The organism is Rhodanobacter sp. B2A1Ga4 (assembly GCF_018101315.1).
GTDB classification, from domain to species: Bacteria; Pseudomonadota; Gammaproteobacteria; order Xanthomonadales; family Rhodanobacteraceae; genus Rhodanobacter; species Rhodanobacter thiooxydans_A.
In genome coordinates, this window is sequence record NZ_JADBJR010000001.1 from 561190 (window position 1) to 587384 (window position 26195).

Consider the following 26195-nt stretch of genomic DNA (forward strand, 5'->3'; position numbering starts at 1 on the left):
AGGCCGCTCACCACGCAAAGCGGAGACGATCCGAATGTTCAGCAAGGATCTGGAAGTCACCATCGGCCATTGCTACAAGCGGGCCCGCGAACAGCGCCATGAATTCATGACGGTGGAGCACCTGCTGCTGGCGCTGACCGAGAACCAGTCGGCGCTGGGCGCCCTGCGTGCCTGCGGGGTGGACCTGCCGCGGCTGTCGACCGACCTGGAACGCATCATCAACGAGACCGTGCCGGTGCTGCCGCCCGGTGACGAACGCGACACACAACCCACGCTGGGTTTCCAACGCGTGCTGCAGCGCGCCGTGTACCACGTGCAATCTTCCGGCCGCAAGGAGGTCACCGGGGCGAACGTGCTGGTGGCGATCTTCGGCGAGAAGGATTCGCACGCGGTGTATTTCATGCACCAGCAGGAAATCACCCGGCTCGACGTGGTCAATTACATCTCGCACGGCATCGCCAAGATCGGCGACGAGCCGGCCGCGGGCGTGTCCGGCGGTGAGCGCGAGGGCGAGGAGGGCGGCGAGCCGAAGGGCAACCCGCTGCACGAGTTCGCCAGCAACCTCAACGAGCTGGCGCTGGAAGGCAAGATCGACCCGCTGATCGGTCGCGCTGACGAGATCGAGCGCACCATCCAGGTGCTGTGCCGCCGACGCAAGAACAACCCGCTGTACGTGGGCGAGGCCGGCGTGGGCAAGACCGCGCTGGCCGAGGGCCTGGCCAAGCGCATCGTCGACGGCGAGGTGCCCGAGGTGCTGGAGGACGCCACCATCTGGTCGCTCGACCTGGGTGCGCTGGTGGCCGGCACCAAGTACCGTGGCGACTTCGAGAAGCGCCTGAAGGGCGTGATCGCGCAGCTGAAGAAGCAGCCCGGCGCGATCCTGTTCATCGACGAGATCCACACCATCATCGGTGCCGGTTCGGCGTCGGGCGGCACCATGGACGCGTCGAACCTGATCAAGCCGATGCTCGCTTCCGGCGAGCTGCGCTGCATCGGTTCGACCACGTTCCAGGAATACCGCGGTGTGTTCGAGAAGGACCGCGCGCTGGCGCGCCGCTTCCAGAAGATCGACGTGGTCGAGCCGACCGTGGCCGACAGCATCGAGATCCTCAAGGGCCTGCGCTCGCGCTTCGAGGAACACCACCACGTGGCGTACACCAACGAAGCGCTGAAGGCGGCGGTGGATCTGTCGGTCAAGCACATTCCCGACCGGCTGCTGCCGGACAAGGCGATTGACGTGATCGACGAGGCCGGCGCCCGCCAGCGACTGCTGCCGGAGGACCAGCGCACCGGCAAGGTCGACGTGGGCGAGGTCGAGTACATCGTGGCGAAGATGGCGCGCATCCCGGCCAAGCAGGTGTCCGCGTCCGATCGCGACGTGCTGCGCAACCTCGAGCGCAACCTGAAGATGGTGGTGTTCGGGCAGGACCCGGCGATCGAGGCGCTGGCCGCGTCGATCAAGATGGCCCGCTCGGGTCTGGCTGACCCGTCCAAGCCGATCGGCTGCTTCCTGCTGGCCGGGCCCACTGGCGTGGGCAAGACCGAAGTGACCAAGCAGCTGGCGATGCAGCTGGGCATCGAGATGATCCGCTTCGACATGTCCGAATACATGGAAGGCCATTCCGTGTCGCGGCTGGTCGGTGCGCCCCCGGGCTACGTCGGTTTCGACCAGGGCGGCCTGCTGACCGAGGCGGTGACCAAGCATCCGCATGCGGTGCTGCTGCTGGACGAGATCGAGAAGGCGCACCCGGACGTGTTCAATATCCTGCTGCAGGTGATGGACCGCGGCGTACTGACCGACACCAACGGCCGCGAGGCGAACTTCAAGAATGTGGTGGTGGTGATGACTACCAACGCGGGCGCGGCGATCGCCGCACGGCGCAGCATGGGCTTCGTCGAGCAGAAGCACGAGTCGGACGCTATGGAAGTGATCCGCCGCATCTTCACGCCGGAGTTCCGCAACCGGCTGGACGCGGTCATCCAGTTCGCCGCGCTCGACTTCGAGCACATCCTGCGCGTGGTCGACAAGTTCCTGATCGAGCTGGAAAGCCAGCTGACCGAGAAGCGGGTGAGCCTGGACGTGGACGCGGATGCCCGCCGCTGGCTGGCCGAGCACGGCTTCGACCCGCAGATGGGTGCACGGCCGATGGCGCGGGTGATCCAGGAAAAAGTGAAGCGCGCGCTGGCCGACGAACTGTTGTTCGGCAAGCTGGCCGAGGGCGGCGTGGTTCACCTGAGCGTGGCCGATGGCCAGCTGAAGGTCGACTGCAAGGCGGCTGAGAAGCTGCCAGCCGTGGTCGAATAAGCCAAACGCCGGGCAAAGCAAAGGCGGCGCATTGCGCCGCCTTTGTCATGTCTGGCACCGTCGCCGCGTGGGAGTGGAAGCCGCCGCCGCCGCGCTTACTTCATACGGTACGTGATGCGTCCCTTGCTCAGGTCGTACGGGGTCATTTCGATCTTGACCTTGTCGCCGGTAAGGATGCGGATGTAGTGCTTGCGCATGCGGCCGGAAATGTGGGCGATGATCACGTGCCCGTTCTCCAATTGCACACGAAACATGGTGTTCGGCAGGGTCTCCTGGACCGTGCCTTCCATTTCGATGACGTCGTCTTTGGCCATGTGTTCCGGGGTTCACGCACAGCCGTCATGGCTGCGTAAGCCATCGATTATGCCACGGATGCGTGCATGGTTAAAGAATCATCAACGCCAGCCCGGGCCGGCGGGAATCAGGCGAAATGCTCGTCCAGTTTGCGCCGGATCTCCTGTTCGATCATGCCCTTCAGCGGCGCCAGCAGCAGACCCAGCTCGGCCTTGACCTGGATCGCGTCGCCACCCACGGCGATCGAGCCGCTGACGCCGGACCGGGAAAACAGCAGGGTGTCGTCCTGCCAGCGTCCATCCATGCCGAATTTCTCGTGCATGCGGGCGGCCACCTGGTCGACCACGGCGCGGGCCTCGGCGATCGACAATTGATGCGGGCGACGGATATCGATTCTGGGCATGACGGGTTCCAGGCCAAAGGCAGCATCTTAATGCCTTGCGGCCGCATGCTAGAGTTTCGTGGTCCATCAACCGGTTGATCCATGCGTATCGAATTCCCCCATGCGGCCCGTGAGGATTTCCATTGGACGCAGGCGCAGTTGCGCATCGGCAGCGCGTCCGACAATGACCTCGTGCTGGCTGCCGACCAGGCAGGGGCGCAGCACCTGCGCATTCAGCAGGATCGCCGTGGCTGGGTGCTGCAGGTGCTGCCGTCGGCCGAGCGCATCCACGTCAACGCGCGGCCGGTGCGCGAACGTGCCTTGCTGCGTGCCGGCGACGTGGTCAGCGTGGGCGACTGCCGCTTGTTGCTGCGTGCCGACGAGGACCTGGCCCGGCGCCCGCCGCTGAACGTACCCGAGCAGGGTCGCTGCACGGTAGCCTTGCGTGCCGTGGCCGGCCCGCTGTCCGGACGGGTACTGCCGTTGCAGGACAGCCTGACGTTCGGCCCGCACGGCGACTGCCCGCTGGAACTGCCGCAGGGCGACATCGTGGCGCTGCGGATCTTCTGGGAGGGTGGCCAGCTGTGGCTGGAAACCACCCAGTCGTGCGAACGCCACCCGCTGCGGGTCAACGGCGTGGCGGTGCAGAAGCTGGCATTGCAGCCTGGCGACCAGATCGGCGTGGCGATGCACCGCTACGTGGTCGACGGCCCGGGGATGGAGCCGGAGCCGGAAATCGTGATGGCCGAGCCGCTGCCGCAACAGCTGCCGGAAGACACTGCCGGCCCGAGCGGCGAGGTGTGGTGGCTGATCGTCACCGCGGCCGTGCTGGCACTGGGCATCGCACTGGTGCTGCTGATCCGGTTCTGAGGGTTGACCGCGCCATGCTGCGCCGCGCCATAATGCGCGGGACACCCCCGACAGGACGCAGGCGCACGTGAGCAGAGTCTGGAATTTCAGCGCCGGCCCGGCGGCGCTGCCGCTGGCGGTACTCGAACGCGCCCAGCGCGAGATGCTGGACTGGAACGGCAGCGGCGCTTCGGTGATGGAGCAGTCCCACCGCGGCAAGCGCTTCATCGCGATGGCCGCCCAGGCCGAGGCCGACCTGCGCGAGTTGATGCAGATCCCGGCCGACTACGCCGTGCTGTTCCTGCAGGGCGGCGCCACCCAGCACTTCGCGCAAATCCCGATGAACCTGGCTGGCGAGGGCGACAGCGCCGACTACGTCGTCAGTGGCCACTGGAGTGCGAAGGCAGTCAGCGAGGCCAAACCCTACGTGCGGGTGAACGTGGCGGCCAGCGGCGAAGCAGACGATTACCTGAAGCTGCCGCCGCGCGACAGCTGGCAGCTCGACCCGAACGCCGCCTACGTGCATTACACGCCGAACGAGACCATCCATGGCGTCGAGTTCCACGCCATTCCCGACGTCGGCGGCACGGTGCCGCTGGTGGCGGACCTGTCCTCGAACATCCTGTCCGAACCGCTGGAGGTGAGCCGCTTCGGGCTGATCTATGCCGGCGCGCAGAAGAACATCGGCCCGTCCGGCCTGGTGCTGATGATCATCCGCCGTGACCTGCTGCAGCGGGTCGGTCGACCGATGGCACGGATCTTCCGCTACGCCGAGCACGCCGCCGCCGATTCGATGCTCAACACGCCGAACACCTGGGGCTGGTACGTGGCCGGGCTGACCTTCCAGTGGCTCAAGGAACAGGGCGGGCTGGGCGTGATGGCCGCGTGCAACCGGGCCAAGGCCGAACTGCTGTACCGGGCCATCGACGGCTCCGGCGGCTACTACCGCAACCCGATCGAGCCGTCCGCGCGCTCGCGCATGAACGTGCGTTTCACCCTGCACGACGCTGCGCTGGATGCAGCCTTCCTGCAGGAATCCGAGGCGGCCGGCCTGCTTGCGCTGAAGGGCCACAAGGCGCTCGGCGGCATGCGCGCCTCGCTGTACAACGCGGTGCCGCTGGAGGCGGTCGAGGTGCTCAACGCATTCATGCGGGATTTCATGCAGCGTCATGGTTGAGCGCACCAAAGCGGAATTTTCAGGCAAGATGCCGCTTCATCATTTGGACTTCCATCCATCCAGGCGGCTGAACGCATGACCGACCCCAAGACCCCGTTGAGCGAGATGCGCGAACGCATCGACAGCATCGACCGGAAGATCCAGCAGCTAATTTCCGAGCGCGCCAACCATGCGCGAACGGTGGCGAAGGTGAAAGGGGAGGGGCTCTCCGCGATCGACTATTACCGCCCCGAGCGCGAGGCTCACGTGCTGCGCATGGTGGTGGACCGCAACCAGGGGCCATTGTCCGATGTCGAGATGGTGCGCCTGTTTCGCGAGATCATGTCGTCCTGCCTCGCCCAGGAGGATCCGTTGAAGATCGGCTTCCTGGGGCCGGAAGGCACCTTCAGCGAACAGGCCGTGCGCAAGCATTTCGGTCATGCCGCCTACGGGCTGCCGCTGGGCAGCATCGAGGAGGTGTTCCAGGAGGTCGCCGCCGGGCATGCCGATTTCGGCGTGGTGCCGGTGGAGAATTCCGGCCAGGGCATGATCCAGGTCACCCTGGACATGTTCCTCACCTCCGAGGCCACCATCTGCGGCGAAGTCGAGTTGCGCGTGCACCAGTGCCTGCATTCGCGCAGCGGCAGGCTGGAAGACGTGCGCCGCATCTACGCTCACGCGCAGTCGCTGCAGCAGTGCAAGACCTGGCTGCGCATCAACCTTCCCGAAGTCGAATGCATCGCGGTGTCGAGCAATGCCGAGGCCGCACGGCTGGCGCTGCATACCGACGATGTCGCGGCGATCGCAGGCGAGAGCGCAGGCAAGGTCTACCGGCTGAAGACCGTGGCCCAGGGCATCGAGGACCGCGCCGACAACACCACGCGCTTCCTGGTGATCGGCCGCACGCTGTTCCCGCCCTCGGGCAACGACCGCACCTCGTTGCTGGTCACGGTGAACGACAAGCCCGGCGCGCTGTACGACGTGCTCAGTCCGTTCGCCAGGCACGGCATCAGCCTGAATCGCATCGAGTCGCGGCCGGCGCATACCGGCAAGTGGCAGTACGCGTTCTTCATCGACGTTTCCGGCCACATCGACGACCCCGCGCTGCAGGCGGCGGTGCAGGACATCGGCGCATCGGCGGCGACCGTCCGTGTGCTCGGTTCCTACCCGGTGGCCCTGCCTTGAGCGGTCGCCTGGACTGGAGCAGCCGGTCGAACGGCCCGCTGCATGGCAACGTGCGCGTGCCCGGTGACAAGTCGGTGTCGCACCGCGCGCTGATGCTGGCGGCGATCGCCGACGGCGACTCGCGCATCCGCGGCTTCCTCGAAGGCGAGGACACCCGCGCCACCGCCGCCGTGCTGGCGCAGCTCGGCGTGCGCATCGACACGCCGTCGCCCGGCGAACGCGTGGTGCACGGCACGGGTCTGCACGGCCTGCGCGGCACGACGCAAGCGCTGGATTGCGGCAACGCCGGTACCGGCATGCGCCTGCTGACCGGCTTGCTGGCCGGGCAGGCGTTCGACAGCACCCTGGTCGGCGACGCCTCGCTGTCGAAGCGGCCGATGCGCCGGGTGACCGGGCCGCTGGCGCTGATGGGTGCGCATATCGACACACATGATGGCCTGCCGCCGTTGCACGTGCACGGCGGCCAGCCGTTGCAGGGTATTCGCTACCAACTGCCGGTGGCCAGCGCGCAGGTGAAGTCCGCGCTGCTGCTGGCTGGCCTGTATGCGGCGGGCGACACCGAGATCATCGAGCCGCATCCGACCCGCGACTACACCGAGCGCATGCTGGCCGCGTTCGGCTGGCCGATCGCGTTCGCGCCGGGCCGGGCGAAACTGTCGGGCCATCACGCGCTGCGTGCCACCGACGTCGAGGTGCCGGCCGACTTTTCCTCGGCGGCGTTCTTCTTGGTCGCCGCCAGCATCGTGCCGGGTTCGCAACTGCACCTGCCGGCGGTGGGCCTCAATCCGCGCCGCACCGGCCTGTTGCAGGCGTTGCGTCTGATGGGTGCGGACATCACGATCGAACAGGAGCGCGAGGCCGGCGGCGAGCCGGTCGGCGACCTGGTGGTGCGCCACGCGCCGTTGCATGGCGTCGAGCTGCCCGAGGCGCTGGTGCCGGACATGATCGACGAATTTCCCGCGCTGTTCATCGCCGCCGCGGTGGCCAGCGGCACCACGGTCATCCGCGGCGCGGCCGAGTTGCGGGTGAAGGAATCCGATCGCATCGCCAGCATGGCCACTGGCCTGCGCGTACTCGGCGCGGCGATCGAGGAAACGCCGGACGGTGCGATCATCCACGGTGGCCGGCTGGGTGGCGGCACGGTGGAGAGCCATCTGGACCATCGCATCGCGATGAGTTTCGCGGTGGCTGGCCTGGTCGCTGCCGGACCGGTGCGCATCGATGACTGCAGCCATGTCGCCACGTCCTTCCCCGGCTTTCTGGAGCTGGCCAACGGCTGCGGTTTCGCCTTGCAGGCCGTGGCCTGACATCCCACTCACTGACCGGGACTACCATGTCCGACATCGTGCCTCCATTCATCGTCGCCATTCCCGCCCGCTACGGCTCGACCCGGCTTCCGGCCAAGCCGCTGCGCGAGATCGACGGCGTGCCAATGGTGGTGCGGGTGGCACAACGTGCACTGCAGGCCGGCGCCAGCCAGGTGGTGGTGGCGGTCGACGATGAACGCATTGCCGCCGCGCTGGCCGGCCAGCGCGGCGTGGACATCTGCATGACCCGCAGCGACCACGCCTCGGGCAGCGACCGCCTGGCCGAGTGCGCACGGCACTATCGCTGGGCCGACGACAGCATCGTGGTGAACCTGCAGGGCGACGAACCGTTCGCGCCGGCCGCCGGCATCCGTGCGGTGGCGCAGGCGCTGGCCGGCGACGACGCGCCGATGGCGACCCTGGCCACGCCGATCATCGACGCCGAGGAACTGTTCGACCCGAACGTGGTGAAGCTGGTGCGCGCTGCCAATGGCCGCGCGCTGTACTTCAGCCGCGCGCCGCTGCCGTGGGCGCGCGATGCGTTCGCCATCGACCGCCACGCGCTGCCGTCCGGCTCGCCGTTCCTGCGGCATATCGGCATCTACGCCTACCGCGCCGGTTTCCTCGACCGCTACAGCCGCCTGCCGCGCACGCCGCTGGAGCAGACCGAATCGCTGGAACAACTGCGCGTGCTGGAGCACGGCCATGCGATCGCGGTGCGGCTGACCCCGGAGCCGTTCCCGCCTGGCATCGACACCGAAGCGGACCTGCTGCGCGCGGAACAGTGGTTGCGCACGCAGCACTGAGCCACCATTTGTATGGGTCATCGCCGCTAGAATGACCCCATGCAGTCCACGCAACCGCTCCCCTTTGACGGCAAGGCCTTCGTCCGCACGCTTACCACCTCGCCCGGCGTCTACCGCCATTTCGACGCGGCCGGCGAGCTGCTCTACGTGGGCAAGGCGGGCAACCTCAAAAAGCGCGTCGGCAGCTATTTCCTGAAACCGCGGATGGAGCCGCGCATCGCCGCGATGGTGGCGCAGATCGCCCGCGTCGAGATCACCGTGACGCGCACCGAGGGCGAGGCGCTGCTGCTGGAATCGCAGCTGATCAAGTCGCTGAAGCCGCGCTACAACATCCTGCTGCGCGACGACAAGAGCTACCCGTACATCTATCTTTCCACCGGCGAAGACTACCCGCGGCTGGCCTTCCACCGCGGTGCGAAGAACCTGCCCGGGCGCTACTTCGGGCCGTACCCGAGCGTCTACGCGGTGCGCGAGAGCCTCAACCTGATGCAGAAGCTGTTCAAGGTGCGCCAGTGCGAGGACAGCTACTTCCGCAACCGCACGCGGCCGTGCCTGCTGTACCAGATCGGCCGCTGCAGCGCGCCGTGCGTGGGGCTGATCAGCGTGGAGGACTACCGCAACGACGTGCGCCATGCCGAGATGTTCCTGGAAGGGCGCAGCAACGCGGTGATCGACGAGCTGGCCGAGGCGATGGAACAGGCCAGCAAGTCACTGCAATTCGAGCGCGCGGCGAAGCTGCGCGACCAGGTGGCCGCGCTGCGCCAGCTGCAGGCGCAGCACCACGTGCAGGGGGCCAGTGCCGACATGGACGTGCTCGCCTGCCGCATCGAGGCGGGCATGGCCTGCGTCAGCGTGCTGTTCTTCCGCGACGGCATCAGCCTGGGCACGCGCGACTTCTTCCCGCGCCTGCCGCTGGATGCCGAGCCGGCCGATGTGCTGGCGCAGTTCATCGCGCAGTACTACCTGGATCGGCCGGTGCCGCGCGAGCTGATCCTGGGCGAGACGTTGGCCGACCAGCAGATCCTGGCCGAACTGCTGGCCCAGCAGGCCGGCCACGCGGTGGAGCTGAAATCCAGTGTGCGCGGCGAGCGTGCGCAGTTCCTGCAGATGGCCGAACGCAATGCGCAGGCCTCGCTGACCGCGCGACTGGCCAGCCGGCAGACCCTGGGCACGCGTTTCGACGACCTGCAGAAGGTGCTGGGGCTGGACGAGTCGCCCCGTCGCATCGAGTGCTTCGACATCAGCCACACCATGGGCGAACTGACCGTGGCCTCGTGCGTGGTGTTCGGCCCGGAAGGGCCGGAGAAATCGCACTACCGCCGCTTCAACATCACCGGCATCACCCCCGGCGACGACTACGCGGCGATGCATCAGGCGCTGACCCGGCGCTTCCGCAAGGTCGCCGAAGGCGAGGGCGCACGCCCGGACGTGCTGCTGATCGATGGCGGCGGCGGGCAGGTGGCGCAGGCGCTGGAGGTGCTGCGGGAACTTGGCGTCGACGGCATCGAGGTGGTGGGCGTGGCGAAAGGCCCGGGCCGGCGCGCCGGCGAGGAAACCCTGGTGCTGGCGCGGATCGAGGCAGGACATCCCGGGCGCGAGTTGCACCCGGGCTCATCGTCGCCGGCCTTGCACCTGGTCGCGGCGGTGCGTGACGAGGCGCACCGCTTCGCCATCAGCGGCCATCGCAAGCGGCGCGAGAAGGCGCGCGAACGCAGTGTGCTGGAGGATGTGCCGGGCATCGGCGCACGTCGGCGTTCCGCCCTGCTGAAGGCGTTCGGCGGCATGCAGGGCCTGGAACGCGCCGGTGTCGAGGAACTGATGCAGGTGAAAGGCATCGATCGCGGCCTGGCCGAGCGCATCTACGCCAGCCTGCATGGCTGAACATCGGCGCACGCCTTCACTCGGCAGTAGCGCGCGGGCATGCGAAACTGCAACAAATCATCGGGGCGAATCATGCACATCAACCTGCCGACCTGGCTGACCCTCTTTCGCGTTGCGCTGTTGCCGGTCATGGTGGTGGTTTTCTACCTGCCGTTCCCGGGGCACAACATCACCGCGGCGATCGTGTTCGTGCTGGCGGCGGTCACCGACTGGCTCGACGGTTATCTGGCGCGGCGGATGAATCTCACCTCGGCCTTCGGCGCGTTCCTCGACCCGGTCGCCGACAAGCTGATGGTCGCGGTGACGCTGTTCCTGCTGGTCGAATCGCATCGCGGCGGCTGGCCGGGCATCCTGATGGCGGTGACCGCGGCAGTGATCGTGGGGCGCGAGATCAGCGTGTCGGCGCTGCGTGAGTGGATGGCCGAGATCGGCATGCGCGCCACCGTCAAGGTGGCCTTCATCGGCAAGCTGAAGACGGTGATGCAGATGGTCGCGCTGGTGGTGCTGATCGTGCAGCACGAGAAGGCCGCCGAGGCGCTGCGGCTGTACCACATCGGCGAGGCGTTGCTGGTGATCGCCGGCGTACTCACGATCTGGTCGGGCCTGCATTACCTGCGCGCGGCGTGGCCGATCCTGAGCGCCGACGTGGTATCGGGCAAAAGCCATAGCTGAGCGCGTGGCCACGACGAGGCGACGTAGGCTTGACGATCCGCATTCACGTATTAGAATGCGCGGCTCCAATGCGGGAATAGCTCAGTTGGTAGAGCACGACCTTGCCAAGGTCGGGGTCGCGAGTTCGAGTCTCGTTTCCCGCTCCAGTTTGCACACGAAGCCCCGGCCCGTCCGGGGCTTCGTCGTATCGGCGCTTCTCCCGCATTCCGTACCGAAAACCGCTGTCGAGGCTATTCACAAGCAACTCCGTTCTGCTATGATTCGCGGCTCCGATGCGGGAATAGCTCAGTTGGTAGAGCACGACCTTGCCAAGGTCGGGGTCGCGAGTTCGAGTCTCGTTTCCCGCTCCAGTTTTCAAGCAGAACCTCGGCTCACCGGGGTTTTGTTTTTTAGAGGCAACCTGCGATCATCATGGTCGCGATGCACCAAGCAATGGCCAGGTGGCAGAGTGGTCATGCAGCGGACTGCAAATCCGCGTACGCCGGTTCGATTCCGACCTTGGCCTCCATTGCGCAACCGGTTGTCATGCAACCGCTGGAAACCCGCCCTCGGCGGGTTTTTTTGTGCCGCAAGACAGGCGCCACGAACGGTGGGTTTTCGTTTGCCCGTGCTTCGTGGACAAACGCTGCTCGCGGCAACTTGCCGTGGCGGCGCGGCCATTTCGCACTTGCGGCAGGCAGCTGGACCGTCGATCGCGTCGCTGCAGCGCTTTTTTTGCGGTTTTTGGCGTTCGACCCGTTGGCGTCATCGCCGAATTCCCCTACATTCAGCGTGCCGCGAGGCATACGAACCAATCACCATATATCCACGAGGGGAAACCCATGGCAAAGACGCAGAAAGCAGCTGCAAAAAGCAAGCCGGCATCCAAGGCCGCACCCGCCGCACCCAAGCCGATCAAGGAAGTCCTGAACAAGTCCAGCCTGGTGGCGCACATCGCCGATGCCAGCGGTGTGGTGGCCAAGGACGTGCGTGCCGTGCTGGCAGCGCTGGAAGGCGCGGTGGCCGGTTCGGTGCACAAGAAGGGCGCCGGCTCGTTCCAGCTGCCTGGCCTGCTGAAGATCACCGCGGTGAGCGTGCCGGCCAAGCCGAAGCGCAAGGGTATCAACCCGTTCACCAAGGAAGAGCAGTGGTTCGCGGCCAAGCCGGCGTCGGTCAAGGTCAAGATCCGCCCGCTGAAGAAGCTGAAGGACGCGGCGGCCTGATATCGTCGGTTCACCGGCACCCGTTATCGAAGGTGCGGCGGCTTGTCCGCCGCACTTTTTTTGTGGGCGACGCAATCTGATGGATGAGGTGGCGTGCCCGGACCCGGGATCGAACCGGGATACCCGTGAGGGTGAGGGATTTTAAGTCCCTTGCGTCTACCAGTTTCGCCATCCGGGCGCAGTGCCCGCGGCAAGCTGCGGGCGGGCGCATCGTAGCATGCGCCGCCTCGGTGGCCGGGTCAGAACAGGCTCTTGAAGATGTGGATGCCGGCGCTGTACTCGCCGATGATGGTGCCCACGCTGACCAGGAAGAAGTTGAGCAGGGTGCGCGCCACGCGGTTCTTCCACCAGCCGCTCCAGTGCACGATGTCGTCGCGCAAGGTGTCGAAGTCGACCACCCGCGGGCGGCGCGCCCAGGCTTCGGCCATCGCGCTGATGCCGCCGGCGGGGATGCCGGGGCGGAACGGCTTGATCGGTGCGGCAATGAAGGCAGCGACGACGCTTAGCGGATGGCCGCCGGCGACCAGTGCGCCCAGTGCGGCGAAACCGCCGGTGAACAACACCCAGGCCATCAGCGCCTGCGTGCCCAGCGATGCATTGCGATGGAACGCCCAGGCGATCGCGGCGAACACCAGCAGTACCAGCCCGGCGGCCACCCATTTTGGCCAGTGTGCCTTCGGCGGCGAGACGGCAAGCTCGGCGACCTTGGCGGCAGGATCGTCCTGCTGTTCGCGCAGCAAGGTGCACAGGCCCTTGAGGTGGCCGGCGCCGATCACCACCAGTACGCGGCGGTTTTCCGCACCAGCGGAGCGAGCGGCTTCCTCGCGCAGGCGCGCGGCCATGAACGCATCACGCTCGCCGATCAGGCTGTCGTAGAGCGGCTTCGAGCTGCTGGCGAACTCGCTGAACGCGCTTTCCAGCAGGTCGCCCTGTTTCAGTTTCTCGATCTCGCCCTGTTCGATGTCCTCGCGGTCGAACACGCTGGCCAGCAGCCCGCCGAGCAGGCCGAAGCGCTGCCAGAAACCCACGCTGCGCCAGGCGCGCTTGAGCGTGGTGCCGACTTCGCGGTCGATCAGCCACAGTGGCAGGCCACGCTGTTCGGCACCGTCCATCGCCGCCTTCATCTCGGCGCCGGGCTGGATGCCGGACTGGTCGGCCAGGCGTTTCTGGAACGTGGACAGCACCAGGCTGGCGGCGACCATGCCGGCCTTGCCCTGGCGGATCACCTTGAACAGGTCCATCTGCTTGAACGCTTCCGGGTCGCGCATGCTCTGCGCGCGGCTGTCGCAAAGCTCCACCGCCACGGCGTCGAAGTGTTCGCTGGCCAGCAAGGCGTCGACCGCTTCCATGCTGCTGCGCGAGACGTGCGCAGTACCCAGCACCACGTATTCCACGCCGTCGCGCTGCACGCGCTCGATCGGCTGACCCTGCAGGGCGGCAGGCAGCGTGGTGGTTTCGGTTTCGGGAACACTCATGCGATCAGCAGGTCAGTCGTCGTGGAGAGTCCAAGCATGGGGACGACGGCCATGCAGAACAAGCAACGGGGCGGGGCTTCAGTCACGGAAGCGCTTGAGCAGGTCGGCATACGCGTCGATGCGCCGGTCGCGCAGGAACGGCCAGATTCGCCGCACGTGCTCGCTGCGCGCCAGATCGACCTCGGCCAGCAGCAGCTGGCGCTGGTCGGTGCCGGCCTGGGCCAGCAACTCGCCCTGCGGGCCGGCGACGAAGCTGGAACCCCAGAACTGGATGCCGGCGCCGACGCCCGACGGGTCGGCCTCGAAGCCGGTGCGGTTGCACGACAGCAGCGGCAGGCCGTTGGCTACCGCGTGGCCGCGCTGCACGGTGATCCAGGCGTCGCGCTGGCGATCCTTCTCGGCCTGCACGTCGTTCGGGTCCCAGCCGATCGCGGTGGGGTAGAGCAGCAGTTCGGCGCCGGCCAGCGCCATCAGGCGCGCCGCTTCCGGATACCACTGGTCCCAGCACACCAGCACGCCGAGGCGACCGACCGAGGTGTCGATCGGTTCAAAACCGAGGTCGCCGGGGGTGAAGTAGAACTTTTCGTAGAACGCCGGATCGTCCGGGATGTGCATCTTGCGATAGGTGCCGGCGATCGCCGCCGAGCGGTCGAACACCACCGCGGTGTTGTGGTACAGGCCGGCGGCGCGACGCTCGAACAGAGAGGCGACCACGACCAGCTTCAACTCCTCGGCCAGCTTGCCGATGCGCGAGGTGCCCGGGCCGGGAATGCTCTCGGCCTGGTCGAAGATCTCCACCGACTCGTGCTGGCAGAAGTACGGGCCGTTGTGCAGTTCCTGCAGCAACACCAGTTCGGCACCGGCCGCGGCGGCTTCGCGCAGGCCGGCCTCGATCGCGTCGAGGTTGGCGTCGCGGCTGCCGCGGTCGGTTTCCTGCAGCAGCGCGACCTTGAGGGTCTTGCGGGTCATCGGGGTGAATCCTCGGCACAGGCCAGGCCCGATAGTCTAGCCGATGCGATTCAGGCGATACCCGCCGGCAGCTGCATGGTGATGCAGTGCAGGCTGCCGTTCTGCCAGATCAGCGGGCGGCATGGCACCTGCACCACGACCCGGCCCGGGTGCGCGGCGCCGATGATGCGCGCGGCGTCATCGTCGGCCTCGTCGCCATAGGCGGGCACCAGCACGGCGCCGTTGACGATCAGGTAGTTCGCGTAGGACGCGGCGAGCCGGCGGCCCTCGTCGACGATTGGCTGCGCCCACGGCAGCGGATACAACTGGTACGGACGGCCGTCGGCTGTGCGCAGCGCCGCCAGCTCGGCCGCCATGCGCTGCAGCTCGTCGTGGTGCGGGTCGCCGGGATCGTCGCAGGCCTGGAACACGATGCGCTCGCCGGGGGCGAAGCGGGCGAGGGTGTCGATGTGCGCGTCGGTGTCGTCGCCTTCGAGGTAGCCGTAGTCTAGCCACAGCACGCGGTCGGCGTGCAGGCCGTCGCGCAGGATCGCGCTCATTTCCTCGCGCGACTGCTCCGGGTGACGCTGCACCAGGCAGCGCCAGGTGGTGAGGATGGTGCCGCTGCCGTCGCTCTCGATGCCACCGCCTTCCAGCGCCCAGTCGATGCGCCTGTGCGCGGCATGGCCGAACACGCCGGCCTGCACCAGCCCGGCGACCAGCGCGTCGTCCTGCGCGGCGCCGAACTTGCCACCCCAGCCGGTGAAGCGGAAGTCGGTGAGCTGAAAGCCTTCTGCCCCACCTCGCAGCGTGATCGGGCCGGAGTCGCGCAGCCAGGTGTCGTCGTAGGGCAGCTCGACGAAGCGGATCCTGGCGAGATCCACGCGGGCGTCGCGCAATTGCGACTGCACGTGCGCGCGCAGTGCAACATCCGCGACCACGATGATCAGCGGCTGGAACCGGGTCACCGCGACGGCCAGCGCCACGTAGGTGGTTTCCACCGCGACCAGCCGTTCAGCCCAGTCGGTACCGGTGTGCGGCCACGCGATCAGCACCGCGGCCTGCGGTTCCCATTCCGCCGGCAGGCGCAGGGAGTGGTCGGTCATGCTGGCGGCCTCATGCGGGGAAGGGCCGCACATTGTACGACGCGGGAACCGCACACATGAGAACGCGGCCCGTGTCACCACGGGCCGCGTCGTTCGTGTCATTGATTCAGTTGACGTCCGCCGGGTTGGTATTGTTGCCGGCCGGCGTGTTGAGCACCGCGTGGATCACGTGGCTGTGTTCGAAGTACACGATGAAGTTCGCGTATTCCCAGCGGTTGATCTGCGGGTGCTTCTTGCTGTCGCCGCCGCGCGGCGAGAGCTTGCGCTGCGGCGCGCCCCAGGTCTTCTCGACCTGGGCCATGCTCAGCCCACGCTTGGGCAGGTTCATGTCCTTTTCCTGCTGCACGCGGTGGATCAGCAGGCTGTCGCCGTGTCCGCGCGACTGGGCCGCACTGGCCGGCTGCGATACAGCCAGGCCGGCGGCAGCGGCCAGCATGATGACGATCGGCAAACTGCTCGTGAACTTGACCATGGTTCCCCTCTCCATACAAGGCTGTATGCGGCGTCGTTGTAGCAGAACCGCCGGTGCTGCGCCATGCCGATGGCCGTCGATTGCGATGGGTTCGGCATTCGCCTGTGCACGGCGGCACCAGCCGACGCGTCGAGAATAGCGCCATCGCCGCTATCATGGGCGGCTGCGGGCAACGACCCACCCGGTTCCGATCCAGGTTTTCCATGATTTCCTTCCGACATTTCGCCTTGCGCCGCGGCAGCCGTCTGCTGCTTTCCGACATCGACCTGGTGATCCAGGGCGGCTGGCGCCTGGGCGTGATCGGCCGTAACGGCTGCGGCAAGTCCAGCCTGTTCGCCGCGCTGCAGGGCACGCTGGAGGGCGACGCCGGCGAGCTGGAGATGTCGGGCAAGCTGCGGCTGGCATCGGTGGCACAGGAAACCCCGGCGCTGCCGGACGCGGCGATCGACTACGTGCTGGGTGGCGACGAGGAACTGGCCGCCGCGATGCTCGCCGAGGCCGAGGCCGGCGATCGCGGCGACATGGAGGCGATGGCGAAGGCGCACCACCGCATCGAGGAACTGAACGGCTACGACGGCCGTGCCCGTGCCGGCCGTCTGCTGCATGGCCTGGGTTTCCCGCCGGAAACGCACGAGCGCGCGGTGCAGGAATTCTCCGGCGGCTGGCGCGGGCGGCTGAACCTGGCGCGCGCGCTGATGTGCCCATCCGACCTGCTGCTGCTGGACGAACCAACCAACCATCTCGACCTCGATGCCGTGCTGTGGCTGGAGGAATGGCTGCGCCGCTACCAGGGCACCTTGCTGATCATCTCGCACGACCGCGAATTCCTCGATGGCGTGATCACCCACACGCTGCACCTCAACGACGGCAAGGCCAGGCTGTACACCGGCAACTACAGCGCATTCGAGCGTCTGCGCGCCGAGCAGTTGCGCCAGCAGCAGATCTCGCACGAGCGCGAGCAGGCTGAGCGGGCGCATCTGCAGTCCTTCATTGACCGCTTCAAGGCCAAGGCGACCAAGGCCAAGCAGGCGCAGTCGCGCATGAAGCGGCTGGAAAAGCTGGCCGGCACCGAGGCGGTGCGCGCCGAACGCCCCTTCAGCTTCCAGTTCCCGGCGCCGGGGCGGCTGCCCGATTCGATGCTGCAGCTGGAGGACATCACGGCGGGCTATATGGCTGACCCGGCTGCAGGAAGCGGCGAGGCGGCGCACATCGTGCTGGCCGACGTGCGCTTCAGCATCGAAGCGGGCGAGCGGATCGGCCTGCTCGGCCCGAACGGCGCCGGCAAGTCCACCCTGGTGAAGACCCTGGTCGGGGAACTCGAACCGTTCGGCGGCGAGCGCAAGGTGCACAAGGACCTGAAGATCGGCTACTTCGCCCAGCACACGGTGGAAAGCCTGCGCGAAGGGGCGAGCCCGCTCGACCACCTGCTGGACAAGGCGCCGGGCGTGGCCACCCAGATCATGCGCGATTTCCTCGGCACCTGGAATTTCGCCGGCGACCGCGCATTCGAATCCGTCGATGGTTTCTCCGGTGGCGAGCGCGCACGCCTCGCGCTGGCGCTGATCGCCTGGGACAAGCCGAACCTGCTGCTGCTCGACGAGCCGACCAACCATCTCGACCTGGACATGCGCGAGGCGCTGGCCGACGCGCTGGCCGATTTCGACGGCGCCCTGGTACTGGTCTCGCACGACCGCCACCTGCTCGGCATGGTCTGCGACAGCTTCTGGCGCGTCGCCGACGGTGTGGTGGAAAGCTTCGACGGCGACCTGGACGATTACGCCCGCTGGCTGAAAAATCGGGGCGCCGCCAGCAAGAAGGCCGCGAAGGCCGGCGCGGCAGCGAAACCGGTGGTGAAGGTGGTGGAAGTCTCGCCGGAGCAGCGCCGCCGTCAGGCCGCGGTCCAGCGCGACGACGAGAAAGCCGCGCGCCAGCGGGTAAAGAAGATCGAGGCCCGCACCGCCACCATCGACACCGAGCTGGCCGCGCTGGAAACCCGACTGGCCGATCCGGCGACCTACAACGGTCCGACTAGCGAGATGATGCGGCTGGGTCAGCGCCAGACCGAGCTGCAGCGTGAGAAGGAAGCACTCGAAACCGAGTGGCTGGAGCTGGCCGAACAACTGGAGGCGTAGCGATGCCCGTGCCGGATCCGTCATTGCAACTGTGGCTGCCCGCGCTGGCACATTTCGAACCCGCGCATCCGCTGCGCGCATGGCTGGCCCGGGCCGACCGCCTGCCGGATGGCAGCACCGGTTACCTGGGCGGTCTGGGCGATTATTTTCGCGGCGTCGACGCCGGCGTGCCGGCGGCGGCGATCACCCGCCAGCTCCTCGCCGGCGATGCGGCTGACCAGCTCTGGCTGTTGGCCGACCCGGCCTGGGTGGAGCCGGACATGAACGGCGTGCGCCTGCTCGCCTGCGGCCGGATGGGCCTGGACATGGACGCGGCGCAGGCGCTGGCCGAACCGCTGCGGCCGGTGTTCGACGAGGCCGGCATGCAGTTGGAAATCGCTACCCCGGATCACTGGCACCTGCGCCTGCCGCCCGATACGCCGTTGCCGGATTTCGCCGCGCCCGAGCAGGCGCTGGGCGAAGACCTGGCGCAGCACCTGCCGCAGGGTGCACAAGGGCGCCGCTGGCGCGTGCTGCTCAACGATGTCCAGGTGCTGCTGCACCAGCATCCGCTGAATACCCGGCGGCGGGCACACGGACAATCGCCAGTCAACAGCCTGTGGCTGTGGGGCGGCGGGCGCCTGCCGCCGCCATCGATGAGCGAACTGGCCGGCGTGGTCAGCGACGACCTGCTGCTGCACGCGCTGGCCGCGCGGGCCGGCGTCGCCTGGCAGTCGCGCACAGCCGAGGCCATCGCCGCCGGCGCGGCTGGCTGGCTGATCGACCTGCAGGATCTGCCGGCGCACGAGCTGGCCTTGCGCTGGTGGCCGCTGCTGCAGCCGTTGCTCGAACGCCGCGCCGTACGGCTGCATTTCGCCAGCGGCGAACGCTGGCAGCGCAAGCCCTGGCATCGCTGGCGCTACTGGCGCGGGGCAGGGCGTTGAGCGCGCTGCAATTGCGCCGGCGCGAAAGCCGGGGTGCTCCGACCGGCTGGCCGGATTCGGTGCATCCGGTGCTGCAGCAGGTCTACGCCGCGCGTGGCGTGCTGGAACCCGGCCAGGCCGAACACCGGCTGGCGCGGATGCTGTCGCCGCAGTTGCTGGGCGGCATGGCGCAGGCCGTCGAGCTGCTGGTCGAGGCAATCCGCGACGACTGGTCGATCCTGATCGCCGGCGACTACGACTGCGATGGCGCCACCGGCACCGCGGTGGCGGTGCGCGGGCTGCGCCTGCTCGGCGCAAAGCGGGTCGATTACGCGATCCCGAACCGCTTCGCCCACGGCTACGGCCTGAGTCCGGCCTTCGTCGCCTCGCTGCAGCCGACGCCGCAACTGATCGTCACCGTCGACAACGGCGTGGCCAGCGTGGCGGGCGTGGCGGCGGCGAAGGCACGCGGCATCCGTGTGATCGTCACCGACCACCACCTGCCCGGCGAGCAGTTGCCGGCCTGCGACGCGATGGTGAATCCGAACCTGGCCGGCGACCCGTTCCCCAGCAAGGTGCTGGCCGGCGTGGGCGTGATGTTCTACCTGCTACTGGCCTTGCGCGCGCGGTTGCACGAAGAAGGCGTGTTCGGCGAGACGAAGCCGGACCTGTCGCCGTTGCTCGACCTGGTCGCGCTGGGCACGGTGGCCGACCTGGTGCCACTGGATTTCAACAATCGCGTGCTGGTCGAGGCCGGCCTGCAGCGCATGCGCAGCGGCCGTGCCTGCGCCGGCATCACCGCGCTGATCGAGGCCGGCAAGCGCAGTCTGGCCACGCTGTGCGCCAGCGATCTCGGCTTCGTCGTCGGCCCGCGGCTGAATGCAGCGGGGCGGCTGGAAGACATGCGCCTGGGCGTGGCCTGCCTGCTCACCGACGACGTGGCGCAGGCGCACCGTTATGCCGGACAGCTCGACGCGATCAACCGCGAACGGCGCGACCTGCAGGCGTCGATGGTGGCCGAGGCCGAGGTGATGGTGGCTGGCCTGGGGCATGTCGATGCGGTGGGCGTGGCGCTGTTCGAGCCATCCTGGCACGCCGGGGTGGTCGGCCTGGTCGCCTCGAAACTGAAGGAACGCCTGCACCGCCCGGTGATCGCGTTCGCCCCCGCCAGCGAGGACGACAGCAACCACCTGCGTGGCTCGGCGCGCTCGATTCCCGGCTTCCACATCCGCGACGCGCTGGCGGCGATCGACGCGCGCCAGCCCGGCCTGATCGAGCGTTTCGGCGGTCATGCGATGGCGGCGGGGCTGAGCCTGAAAGCCAGCGACTATCCACGTTTTGCCGCCGCCTTCGATGCGGTGGCGCGCGAACTGATCGAGCCCGAGCGCCTGCAGGCGGTGCTCTACACCGACGGCGAACTGCCGCCCGGCACCGCCACGCTGGCACTGGCGCGGCAACTGCGTGAAGCGGGCCCGTGGGGCCAGGCCTTCCCCGAACCGCTGTTCGACAACCTGTTCGAGTGCGCCAGCTGGAAGCCGATGGGCGAATGCCACCTGCGCCTGCAACTGCGCGACCCGCGCGACGGCGCCGTGCACGACGCGGTGATGTTCAACGTGTACCACGGCCAGCCGCCACCGTCGCGGCTGCGCGCCGCTTACGAGCTGACCATCAACGACTGGCAGGGCCGCGAAAGTCCGCGTCTGTTGCTGCGCCATATCGAGCCGGCGGCCTGAGCAATGCCGGAGTCGCGGGCGCACGCTCCCTTTGTCATTCCGGCGAAGGCCGGAATCGCATCAAGCCGGTGAACTCGTCAGTCATCGGATTTCGCCACGGCCAAGCGCGATTCCGGCCTTCGCCGGGACGACGACACGGCGGGATGATGACGCCGCGGGGGTGACGACATCAGGCGAGAGTGGCGGTGCCGGCATGAGCGACGTTCCCTGCAAAAAAGTCGTACCGTCGCCGCCGACTTGCGCGCTTTTCACGTGTCGGGATCCAGACTGGCCTTCCCCACCCACGGAGAACGCCCGTGATCGCACAGATCGAAGGATTGCCGCCCGGCACACTGGGCTTCCGCGCCCACGGGCAGGTCACGGCGGCGGATTATGAAAGCATCATCGTGCCGGACATCGAGGCGGCGTTCGCACTGAACCGCAAGCTGCGCCTGTTGTATGTCACCGCCGACGACTTCACCGGTTTCGACCCCGGCGCGATGTGGGACGACGCCAAGCTGGGCATGCGCCACTTCAGCGGCTGGGACCGCGTGGCGCTGGTCACCGACGTGGTCTGGCTGCGAGGCACCGCCATCGCCTTCAGCTTCGCCATCCCGGCGCAGTTCCGCCTGTTCCACGGTGTGGACATCGAGGAAGCCACACGCTGGATCACGGCCAGCTGAGGATCTCCACGGTGCCATTTCGACCATCGATGCGCACGCGCTGGCCGTTGCCGAGCAGGCGCATCACATGGCGCACGCTCATCACGGCCGGCAGGCCCAGTTCGCGTGCGGTCACCGCGCCGTGCGACAGCGGGCCGCCGCTTTCGGTGATCACCCCGCGTGCCTGGTAGAACAGCGGCGTCCATGCCGGGTTGGTGGTGCGCGCGACCAGGATTGCGTCTTTCGGAAAGTGCGGAAAGTCTTCCGAGCCGCGCACCACGAACACTTCGCCTTCGACGATGCCGGGGCTGCCGCCGAGGCCCTTGAGCACGCTGCTGCCGTCGACCACGACCGGTTCCGCCTCGCCGAAGATCCAGTCCGGCGTGCGCGCGCAGGCGGCCAGGTAACCGGCCTTGTGTCGGGTCGCGGCGAGCGTGATCGGGGCCAGTTCGTCGCTGCGCAGTGCGTTGTCCAGGATCGCCAGCGGCACGAAATAGACGTCCATCGGATCGGTCAGCACACCGCGCTCGACCAGTTGCATGCCGATCGCCTTCAACCCGCGGCGGAACGGCAGATGCAGGCGGGTGGTCTGGTAGTGCTCCAGGTCGTCCAGTGCGGTGTAGGTACGGGCCAGCCGGATCACCTCATGCACCAGGTAGCGCAGTTCCTCCGGCGCGTGATCGAGTACGGTGTGCTCCATCATCGCCTGTGCGGCCTTCTGCTGCCGCTCGGCGGAAGCACGATCTTCGTCGGGGCGATCGACCAGCATCTTCAGCTGGTCCAGCACGATCTGCGGCGCCTCGACCCAGGTGGGATGGTAGGCGTCGAAATCCAGTTCGCGATGGCCATGACGGGCCAGGAAGCGCTGGAATTCGATGTGGAAGGCGGGGTGCTGCGGCAGCGATGCCAGCAGGTCGAGGCTCGCCTCGCTGCGCAGCCTTGCGTGCAGCGCGGGGTCGAGTCGCAGGAGTCGCGACAGTGACCACAGTTCGGCGTTGACCTGGCTGGTCTTGGTGTCGGTCACCGCCAGCAACTGGTCGAACACCTGCTGCGCCTGCTCGGCCGGCAGCGCCAGTTGCAGCATTTGCTGCAGGCCCACGTACAGCGTGCGCTGGGTCAGCGAGATCGCGATGTTCGGCAGGAAATAGCTGGCGCCCAGCGCGTTGATGCGCAGCACGTAATCCCATAGTTCACCCAGCGAACGACCGTCCAGCGGCTCGCGCATCAGCGCGCCGATGCCGATCAGGTAAGTGTCCAGGTCGCGCATCCAGCGCACCGGCAGCTCCTGTACCCAGGCAAACTGCGCGGCGATCTGCGGCAGCGCGGCGCGGATGCTTTCCACGTCCTTGAGCATCTTCGCCGGCGTGCGCCCGCTGTACAGCTCAACCGCGTTCTGGTTGCCGTAGATGTAGTAGTCGCGCATCGCGAACCACTTGTCGCCGAACGGCGGCAGGCCCATCAGCTTGAAGCTGTGGTTTAGCGAGGCGTGGAAACCGGCTTCGCACAGGTCCCAAGTCAGCGGCGTGACCGGGGTGGGAAAGCGCTCGGCCGATTCATCGCGGGTCCAGCGTGCCGGGATGCGGGTCACCGCGCGCGACTGCAGCAGGTACAGCATGCCGTCCTGCCACGCCCATTCGATGTCCTGCGGGAAACCGAAGTGCTGTTCGGCGGCCAGCGCCAGCTGCGCCACGGCGCGGCGCTGGCCGGGATCGAGGGCAGGGGCGTTGGCCTGCTCGGTGGACAGGGCCAGCCGACGCGTGCCGCTCGCAGCATCCGTCACCAGCGCCTGCGGCTTCTCCGCGATCACCGCCTCCACTTCGCCAAGATCAGCGCGTTGCAGCCGGTACTCGTCGACTGGCTCCTCGCCGCCGACCACGGTTTCGCCGAGGCCGAACGCGGCGTTGATCAGCACCTGGTCCAGCGCGCCGCGCACCGGGTCGATCGAGAACGCCACGCCGGCGGCCTCGCGCTCGTTCACCTGCACCATCTTCTGCACCACCACGGCCATCGCCGCGTCCAGATGGTTCAGCCCCATCCGCTCCCGGTAGGGCAGCACGTGGGCATTCCACAGTGAGGCATAGCAGCGGCGGATCGCGTCGAGCACGGCATCGGTGCCGCGGATGCCCAGCAAGGTGTCGTGCTGGCCGGCGAACGCGGCGCCGGGCAGATCCTCCAGCGTGCCGGAAGAACGCACCGCTACCGGCGTATCGACCAGTCCGAATGCTTCCATCTTCGCGACCAATTCGCCGCGCAGCGACGACGGCAACGGCTGCGCCAGCAGCAGCGCCTGGATGTGCTCGCTGCGCGCGGCGTGGTCGAGCGCGGCATCGTCCAGCACGTGGCGGATCGCCTCATGCAGTAGCACCACGAACTCGCGATAGACCTCGCTGCCGATCACGATGCCCGGCGGCACCGGCAGGTGCTGCGCGGCGCGCGCCAGGTTGGCGCCCTTGCCGCCGCTGACGGCATGCTCGGCGGCCTGCGGATCGGTGAACGCGAAGAGCTGGGTCATGCGAGGTTTTCCTTGCGGTAACGCTGGACGAAGGTAAGCACCGCGGCGGCGAGGGCGATCCCGCACAGCACATCGATGCCGTAGTGATAGCGCAGGTACAACGTGGCCAGCACCAGCGCGAGGATGATCGGCGCCAGCAGCAGCGCGATGTGCCGATAACCACCCAGCGCGAAGAAGCCCAGCACGTACACGCCGATGCCGCTGTGCAGGCTGGGGAACACATCCATGCCGGTGATGCCGGCCTTGACCACGCCGGCCAGCAGGGCGGTCATCGCGCCGCCGTGCACGGGATAGGGAAACACCTCGGGAAACGCCATGTACGGTCCGCCGGCGGGCACCAGCAGATAGCCGGCAAAGCCGATCAGGTACATCAGGGTCAGGCCGAGGAAGAAGGCCTTCGCCTTGGGGCTGCGGCGGCGCACGCTGAACACCATCGCCGGCAGCAGCACCACGAAATAGAACAGGAAATAGCCGCTGCTGAGCAGCTCCGACAGCCACGGCCGCTCCCAGCCCAGCAGGTGTTCCGGCAGGCTGCGGCCACCCCACAGGTGACGATCCAGCGCCAGCAACGCCGCGTCGGCGGTGTGCTGGATGAACACCTCGCGGATCGCCTTGAACAGCGGAAAGATCAGCCAGCAGGCGACGAACTGCAGCGTGCCTTTCCAGCTTGCCCAGCCACTGCCGGGCGCAGCCCACGTGGCGGCCAGCAACAGCAGCCAGGCGATGCCGCCAAGCACACTGGCGGCGTGCAGGTCACCGTCGTCCAACCGCCACGCGCCGATGCTGCCGAGCAGCAGGATCAGCAGTAGTTCGGCGGCGAAGGCGTGGCCGATCCAGCGCCCGATGCGCGACGTGTTCATGGATTTCCCCGATGCATCACGCGCGGCCAGCGCCACCAGCCGAGTGCGGCCAGCAGCCACAGTGACAGCAGTGGCCACGGCCAGAACCAGGTCATCAGCAGCAGACAGGGCAGCCAGACCACGGCTACCAGCAGTCCGCCCACGATGCGGAAAAAACTCACCGTATTGCGCGCATCCGCCTTGCCACCCGCGAACCGACCGGCCAGCAGCACCGGCGCCGCCAGCAGTATGAAGCCAGCCACCACCAGCCAGTCCCAGGGCCATGAACGAGTGCGAGGTTGTGGTGGCGGTGGCGCCTGCGGATGTTGCTGGGCGTCGATCAATGCCAGCGCGTAGGACTCGCCAGCTGCGGCCCGCACCGTCGCCCAGGCTTCCGCCGCCGCAAAGGCCTCCAGGTTCGGACAGTTCACCGAGACCGCGTCGAGCGCGGCGGCGATCGACTGATGGATGCGCCGTTCCCAGTCGCGATCGGATTCATCGGCGTCGCGTGCGGGCAAGGCCACCGGTACGCCGACCAGCGCCTCGACGCGTGAACGGAAGCGGTCCGGCGCCTGGTAGTGCAGGCCCAGCGGCACCACCTCCAGTGACACACCCTCATCCAGCAAGGTGCGCGCGATGCGCGCCGCGCCGCGCTGGTAGGGCAGTGGCCGCCAGCCCCATTCGCTGCTGCCTTCGGGAAAGATCACCAGATCGCCGCCCGTACGCAATTGGGCGCAGCCGGCGTCGACGGGATGGGCGAACGCAGCGCGCCGGGTGCCGTAGCGTTCGTGATCCTTGTCGCGCACCACCGTGATGCCGTCGAACATCCAGCGCAGCAGCGGATGCCGCAGCAACTGGACCGAGACCAGTCCCTGCACCCCAGGGAACACCCGCAACACGGTGTAGCCGTCGATCGCCCCGTTGCGATGGCTGCTGACGATCAGCCGGCCGCCGCGTCGCGGCACGGGTTGCTGATGGGCACCGACAATGCGGATGCGGCCGAAATAGAACCCGCGCAGCAACCCGGCCAGCAGTGGAATCCACCAGCGCAGCGACCGCCCTCCGGCGGGCATCGGTGCCGGGTCGGTGCGGGAGCGGGCAGACATCCGTGCTGCGTCAGGGCTCATTGGTGGCAATGTAGCGGCAAGTGGCGGCTGGCGTCACTGCTGTGCCAGCACTTGCCAAGCGCCGGACGATCTGTTCAAGTTGATCCATGCATTCCTTCGCCACCAGCCACCCGAACTCCACCGCGCCTTCCGCGCGTGGCTTCGTGCTTGCCGGCAACACCAATAATCGCGCGAACAATAACGCCAACCGTTGGCGGGCCCTCGCGTAGCTGCAAGTTTCATCGAATACGCGAAGAAGGCCCGCCCAGTGCGGGCCTTCTTCGTTTTGT

22 protein-coding genes and 4 tRNA genes are annotated in these 26195 nt (G+C 67.6%); 16 read left to right on the forward strand and 10 right to left on the reverse strand.

What is annotated here, in order from left to right; translation table 11 throughout:
- Positions 1-34 precede the first annotated feature (34 nt).
- Positions 35-2305: an ATP-dependent Clp protease ATP-binding subunit ClpA gene (gene clpA / locus IMW82_RS02520; RefSeq protein ID WP_211003773.1), complete on the forward strand. Its 2271-nt coding sequence runs from the start codon at positions 35-37 to the stop codon at positions 2303-2305.
- A 95-nt stretch (positions 2306-2400) separates the two neighbouring features.
- Here clpA and infA read toward each other — a convergent pair whose 3' ends face one another.
- On the reverse strand, positions 2401-2619 hold the full coding sequence (gene infA / locus IMW82_RS02525) for a translation initiation factor IF-1 (RefSeq protein WP_007508585.1): 219 nt from the start codon (positions 2617-2619) through the stop codon (positions 2401-2403).
- 107 nt (positions 2620-2726) lie between these two features.
- Positions 2727-3002, reverse strand: a complete 276-nt coding sequence (locus IMW82_RS02530) for a polyhydroxyalkanoic acid system family protein (RefSeq protein WP_108472283.1) — start codon at positions 3000-3002, stop codon at positions 2727-2729.
- Between the two features lie 81 nt (positions 3003-3083).
- Here IMW82_RS02530 and IMW82_RS02535 point away from each other — a divergent pair, with 81 nt between their 5' ends.
- From IMW82_RS02535 to IMW82_RS02585, 11 genes are all read left to right on the forward strand, one after another.
- Positions 3084-3851: an FHA domain-containing protein gene (locus tag IMW82_RS02535; RefSeq protein ID WP_108472282.1), complete on the forward strand. Its 768-nt coding sequence runs from the start codon at positions 3084-3086 to the stop codon at positions 3849-3851.
- A gap of 67 nt (positions 3852-3918) precedes the next feature.
- Entirely contained in the window at positions 3919-5007 is a 1089-nt protein-coding gene (serC, locus tag IMW82_RS02540; RefSeq protein ID WP_108472281.1) for a 3-phosphoserine/phosphohydroxythreonine transaminase, read from the forward strand.
- A gap of 75 nt (positions 5008-5082) precedes the next feature.
- Entirely contained in the window at positions 5083-6171 is a 1089-nt protein-coding gene (gene pheA / locus IMW82_RS02545; protein WP_108472280.1) for a prephenate dehydratase, read from the forward strand.
- A complete protein-coding gene (aroA, locus tag IMW82_RS02550; protein WP_108472279.1) occupies positions 6168-7478 on the forward strand; it encodes a 3-phosphoshikimate 1-carboxyvinyltransferase in 1311 nt (436 codons plus the stop codon). The genes pheA and aroA overlap by 4 nt, the downstream gene beginning before the upstream one ends.
- Positions 7479-7504: 26 nt before the next feature.
- Positions 7505-8284, forward strand: a complete 780-nt coding sequence (gene kdsB, locus IMW82_RS02555; RefSeq protein ID WP_108472278.1) for a 3-deoxy-manno-octulosonate cytidylyltransferase — start codon at positions 7505-7507, stop codon at positions 8282-8284.
- A gap of 39 nt (positions 8285-8323) precedes the next feature.
- Positions 8324-10165: an excinuclease ABC subunit UvrC gene (gene uvrC, locus IMW82_RS02560; RefSeq protein ID WP_108472277.1), complete on the forward strand. Its 1842-nt coding sequence runs from the start codon at positions 8324-8326 to the stop codon at positions 10163-10165.
- A 72-nt stretch (positions 10166-10237) separates the two neighbouring features.
- Entirely contained in the window at positions 10238-10837 is a 600-nt protein-coding gene (pgsA, locus tag IMW82_RS02565) for a CDP-diacylglycerol--glycerol-3-phosphate 3-phosphatidyltransferase (RefSeq protein WP_108472276.1), read from the forward strand.
- A 70-nt stretch (positions 10838-10907) separates the two neighbouring features.
- A tRNA-Gly gene (locus IMW82_RS02570) sits at positions 10908-10983 on the forward strand.
- Positions 10984-11111: 128 nt separating this feature from the next.
- Positions 11112-11187 (forward strand) — tRNA-Gly (locus IMW82_RS02575).
- Between the two features lie 84 nt (positions 11188-11271).
- Positions 11272-11345, forward strand: a tRNA-Cys gene (locus IMW82_RS02580).
- Between the two features lie 313 nt (positions 11346-11658).
- Positions 11659-12039: an HU family DNA-binding protein gene (locus IMW82_RS02585; protein ID WP_108473170.1), complete on the forward strand. Its 381-nt coding sequence runs from the start codon at positions 11659-11661 to the stop codon at positions 12037-12039.
- Between the two features lie 94 nt (positions 12040-12133).
- On the opposite strand, the gene IMW82_RS02590 is transcribed toward IMW82_RS02585, so the two are convergent.
- The 5 genes from IMW82_RS02590 to IMW82_RS02610 form a co-directional block, all read right to left on the reverse strand.
- A tRNA-Leu gene (locus tag IMW82_RS02590) sits at positions 12134-12217 on the reverse strand.
- A gap of 61 nt (positions 12218-12278) precedes the next feature.
- Positions 12279-13514 carry a TraB/GumN family protein gene (locus tag IMW82_RS02595; RefSeq protein ID WP_211003774.1) on the reverse strand — a complete coding sequence of 412 codons (1236 nt, stop codon included), beginning with the start codon at positions 13512-13514 and terminating at the stop codon, positions 12279-12281.
- A gap of 78 nt (positions 13515-13592) precedes the next feature.
- Positions 13593-14483, reverse strand: coding sequence for a carbon-nitrogen hydrolase (locus IMW82_RS02600; RefSeq protein WP_211003775.1), 891 nt, complete (start codon positions 14481-14483; stop codon positions 13593-13595).
- Between the two features lie 50 nt (positions 14484-14533).
- Positions 14534-15568, reverse strand: coding sequence for an agmatine deiminase family protein (locus tag IMW82_RS02605; RefSeq protein ID WP_211003776.1), 1035 nt, complete (start codon positions 15566-15568; stop codon positions 14534-14536).
- Between the two features lie 106 nt (positions 15569-15674).
- On the reverse strand, positions 15675-16040 hold the full coding sequence (locus IMW82_RS02610; protein WP_108473185.1) for a hypothetical protein: 366 nt from the start codon (positions 16038-16040) through the stop codon (positions 15675-15677).
- A 203-nt stretch (positions 16041-16243) separates the two neighbouring features.
- Between IMW82_RS02610 and IMW82_RS02615 the strand changes: the two genes are divergently transcribed.
- The 4 genes from IMW82_RS02615 to IMW82_RS02630 all read left to right on the forward strand — a co-directional run bounded on the left by IMW82_RS02615 (position 16244) and on the right by IMW82_RS02630 (position 21469).
- Positions 16244-18172, forward strand: a complete 1929-nt coding sequence (locus IMW82_RS02615) for an ATP-binding cassette domain-containing protein (protein ID WP_211003777.1) — start codon at positions 16244-16246, stop codon at positions 18170-18172.
- A gap of 2 nt (positions 18173-18174) precedes the next feature.
- Positions 18175-19095 (forward strand): phosphoglycerate mutase, encoded by a 921-nt coding sequence (locus IMW82_RS02620; RefSeq protein WP_211003778.1) that lies wholly within the window; start codon positions 18175-18177, stop codon positions 19093-19095.
- On the forward strand, positions 19092-20807 hold the full coding sequence (gene recJ, locus IMW82_RS02625; protein WP_211003779.1) for a single-stranded-DNA-specific exonuclease RecJ: 1716 nt from the start codon (positions 19092-19094) through the stop codon (positions 20805-20807). Before IMW82_RS02620 ends, recJ begins: the two co-directional genes overlap by 4 nt.
- A 296-nt stretch (positions 20808-21103) precedes the next feature.
- Entirely contained in the window at positions 21104-21469 is a 366-nt protein-coding gene (locus IMW82_RS02630; protein ID WP_211003780.1) for an STAS/SEC14 domain-containing protein, read from the forward strand.
- Here IMW82_RS02630 and IMW82_RS02635 read toward each other — a convergent pair.
- Genes IMW82_RS02635 through IMW82_RS02645 form a run of 3 tightly spaced genes read right to left on the reverse strand, consistent with a single transcriptional unit; the run spans position 21456 to position 25905 of the window.
- On the reverse strand, positions 21456-23960 hold the full coding sequence (locus IMW82_RS02635) for a PEP/pyruvate-binding domain-containing protein (RefSeq protein ID WP_211003781.1): 2505 nt from the start codon (positions 23958-23960) through the stop codon (positions 21456-21458). The two genes, IMW82_RS02630 and IMW82_RS02635, sit on opposite strands and share 14 nt — an antisense overlap.
- Complete coding sequence (locus tag IMW82_RS02640; protein ID WP_211003782.1) at positions 23957-24820, reverse strand: phosphatase PAP2 family protein; 864 nt, start codon at positions 24818-24820, stop codon at positions 23957-23959. Before IMW82_RS02640 ends, IMW82_RS02635 begins: the two co-directional genes overlap by 4 nt.
- A complete protein-coding gene (locus IMW82_RS02645; protein ID WP_211003783.1) occupies positions 24817-25905 on the reverse strand; it encodes a 1-acyl-sn-glycerol-3-phosphate acyltransferase in 1089 nt (362 codons plus the stop codon). The genes IMW82_RS02640 and IMW82_RS02645 overlap by 4 nt, the downstream gene beginning before the upstream one ends.
- Between the last annotated feature and the right edge of the window lie 290 nt (positions 25906-26195).

Bases quoted from the DNA above. Each gene is read 5' to 3' on its own strand.
- IMW82_RS02595 (WP_211003774.1), bottom strand. From the start codon at position 13,514: ATGAGTGTTCCCGAAACCGAAACCACCACGCTGCCTGCCGCCCTGCAG.
- IMW82_RS02640 (WP_211003782.1), bottom strand. From the start codon at position 24,820: ATGAACACGTCGCGCATCGGGCGCTGGATCGGCCACGCCTTCGCCGCC.
- clpA (WP_211003773.1), top strand. From the start codon at position 35: ATGTTCAGCAAGGATCTGGAAGTCACCATCGGCCATTGCTACAAGCGG.
- IMW82_RS02605 (WP_211003776.1), bottom strand. From the start codon at position 15,568: ATGACCGACCACTCCCTGCGCCTGCCGGCGGAATGGGAACCGCAGGCC.
- uvrC (WP_108472277.1), top strand. From the start codon at position 8,324: ATGCAGTCCACGCAACCGCTCCCCTTTGACGGCAAGGCCTTCGTCCGC.
- IMW82_RS02620 (WP_211003778.1), top strand. From the start codon at position 18,175: ATGCCCGTGCCGGATCCGTCATTGCAACTGTGGCTGCCCGCGCTGGCA.
- infA (WP_007508585.1), bottom strand. From the start codon at position 2,619: ATGGCCAAAGACGACGTCATCGAAATGGAAGGCACGGTCCAGGAGACC.
- IMW82_RS02600 (WP_211003775.1), bottom strand. From the start codon at position 14,483: ATGACCCGCAAGACCCTCAAGGTCGCGCTGCTGCAGGAAACCGACCGC.
- pgsA (WP_108472276.1), top strand. From the start codon at position 10,238: ATGCACATCAACCTGCCGACCTGGCTGACCCTCTTTCGCGTTGCGCTG.
- kdsB (WP_108472278.1), top strand. From the start codon at position 7,505: ATGTCCGACATCGTGCCTCCATTCATCGTCGCCATTCCCGCCCGCTAC.
- pheA (WP_108472280.1), top strand. From the start codon at position 5,083: ATGACCGACCCCAAGACCCCGTTGAGCGAGATGCGCGAACGCATCGAC.
- IMW82_RS02530 (WP_108472283.1), bottom strand. From the start codon at position 3,002: ATGCCCAGAATCGATATCCGTCGCCCGCATCAATTGTCGATCGCCGAG.
- IMW82_RS02585 (WP_108473170.1), top strand. From the start codon at position 11,659: ATGGCAAAGACGCAGAAAGCAGCTGCAAAAAGCAAGCCGGCATCCAAG.
- IMW82_RS02635 (WP_211003781.1), bottom strand. From the start codon at position 23,960: ATGACCCAGCTCTTCGCGTTCACCGATCCGCAGGCCGCCGAGCATGCC.
- IMW82_RS02615 (WP_211003777.1), top strand. From the start codon at position 16,244: ATGATTTCCTTCCGACATTTCGCCTTGCGCCGCGGCAGCCGTCTGCTG.
- IMW82_RS02610 (WP_108473185.1), bottom strand. From the start codon at position 16,040: ATGGTCAAGTTCACGAGCAGTTTGCCGATCGTCATCATGCTGGCCGCT.
- IMW82_RS02535 (WP_108472282.1), top strand. From the start codon at position 3,084: ATGCGTATCGAATTCCCCCATGCGGCCCGTGAGGATTTCCATTGGACG.
- IMW82_RS02645 (WP_211003783.1), bottom strand. From the start codon at position 25,905: ATGTCTGCCCGCTCCCGCACCGACCCGGCACCGATGCCCGCCGGAGGG.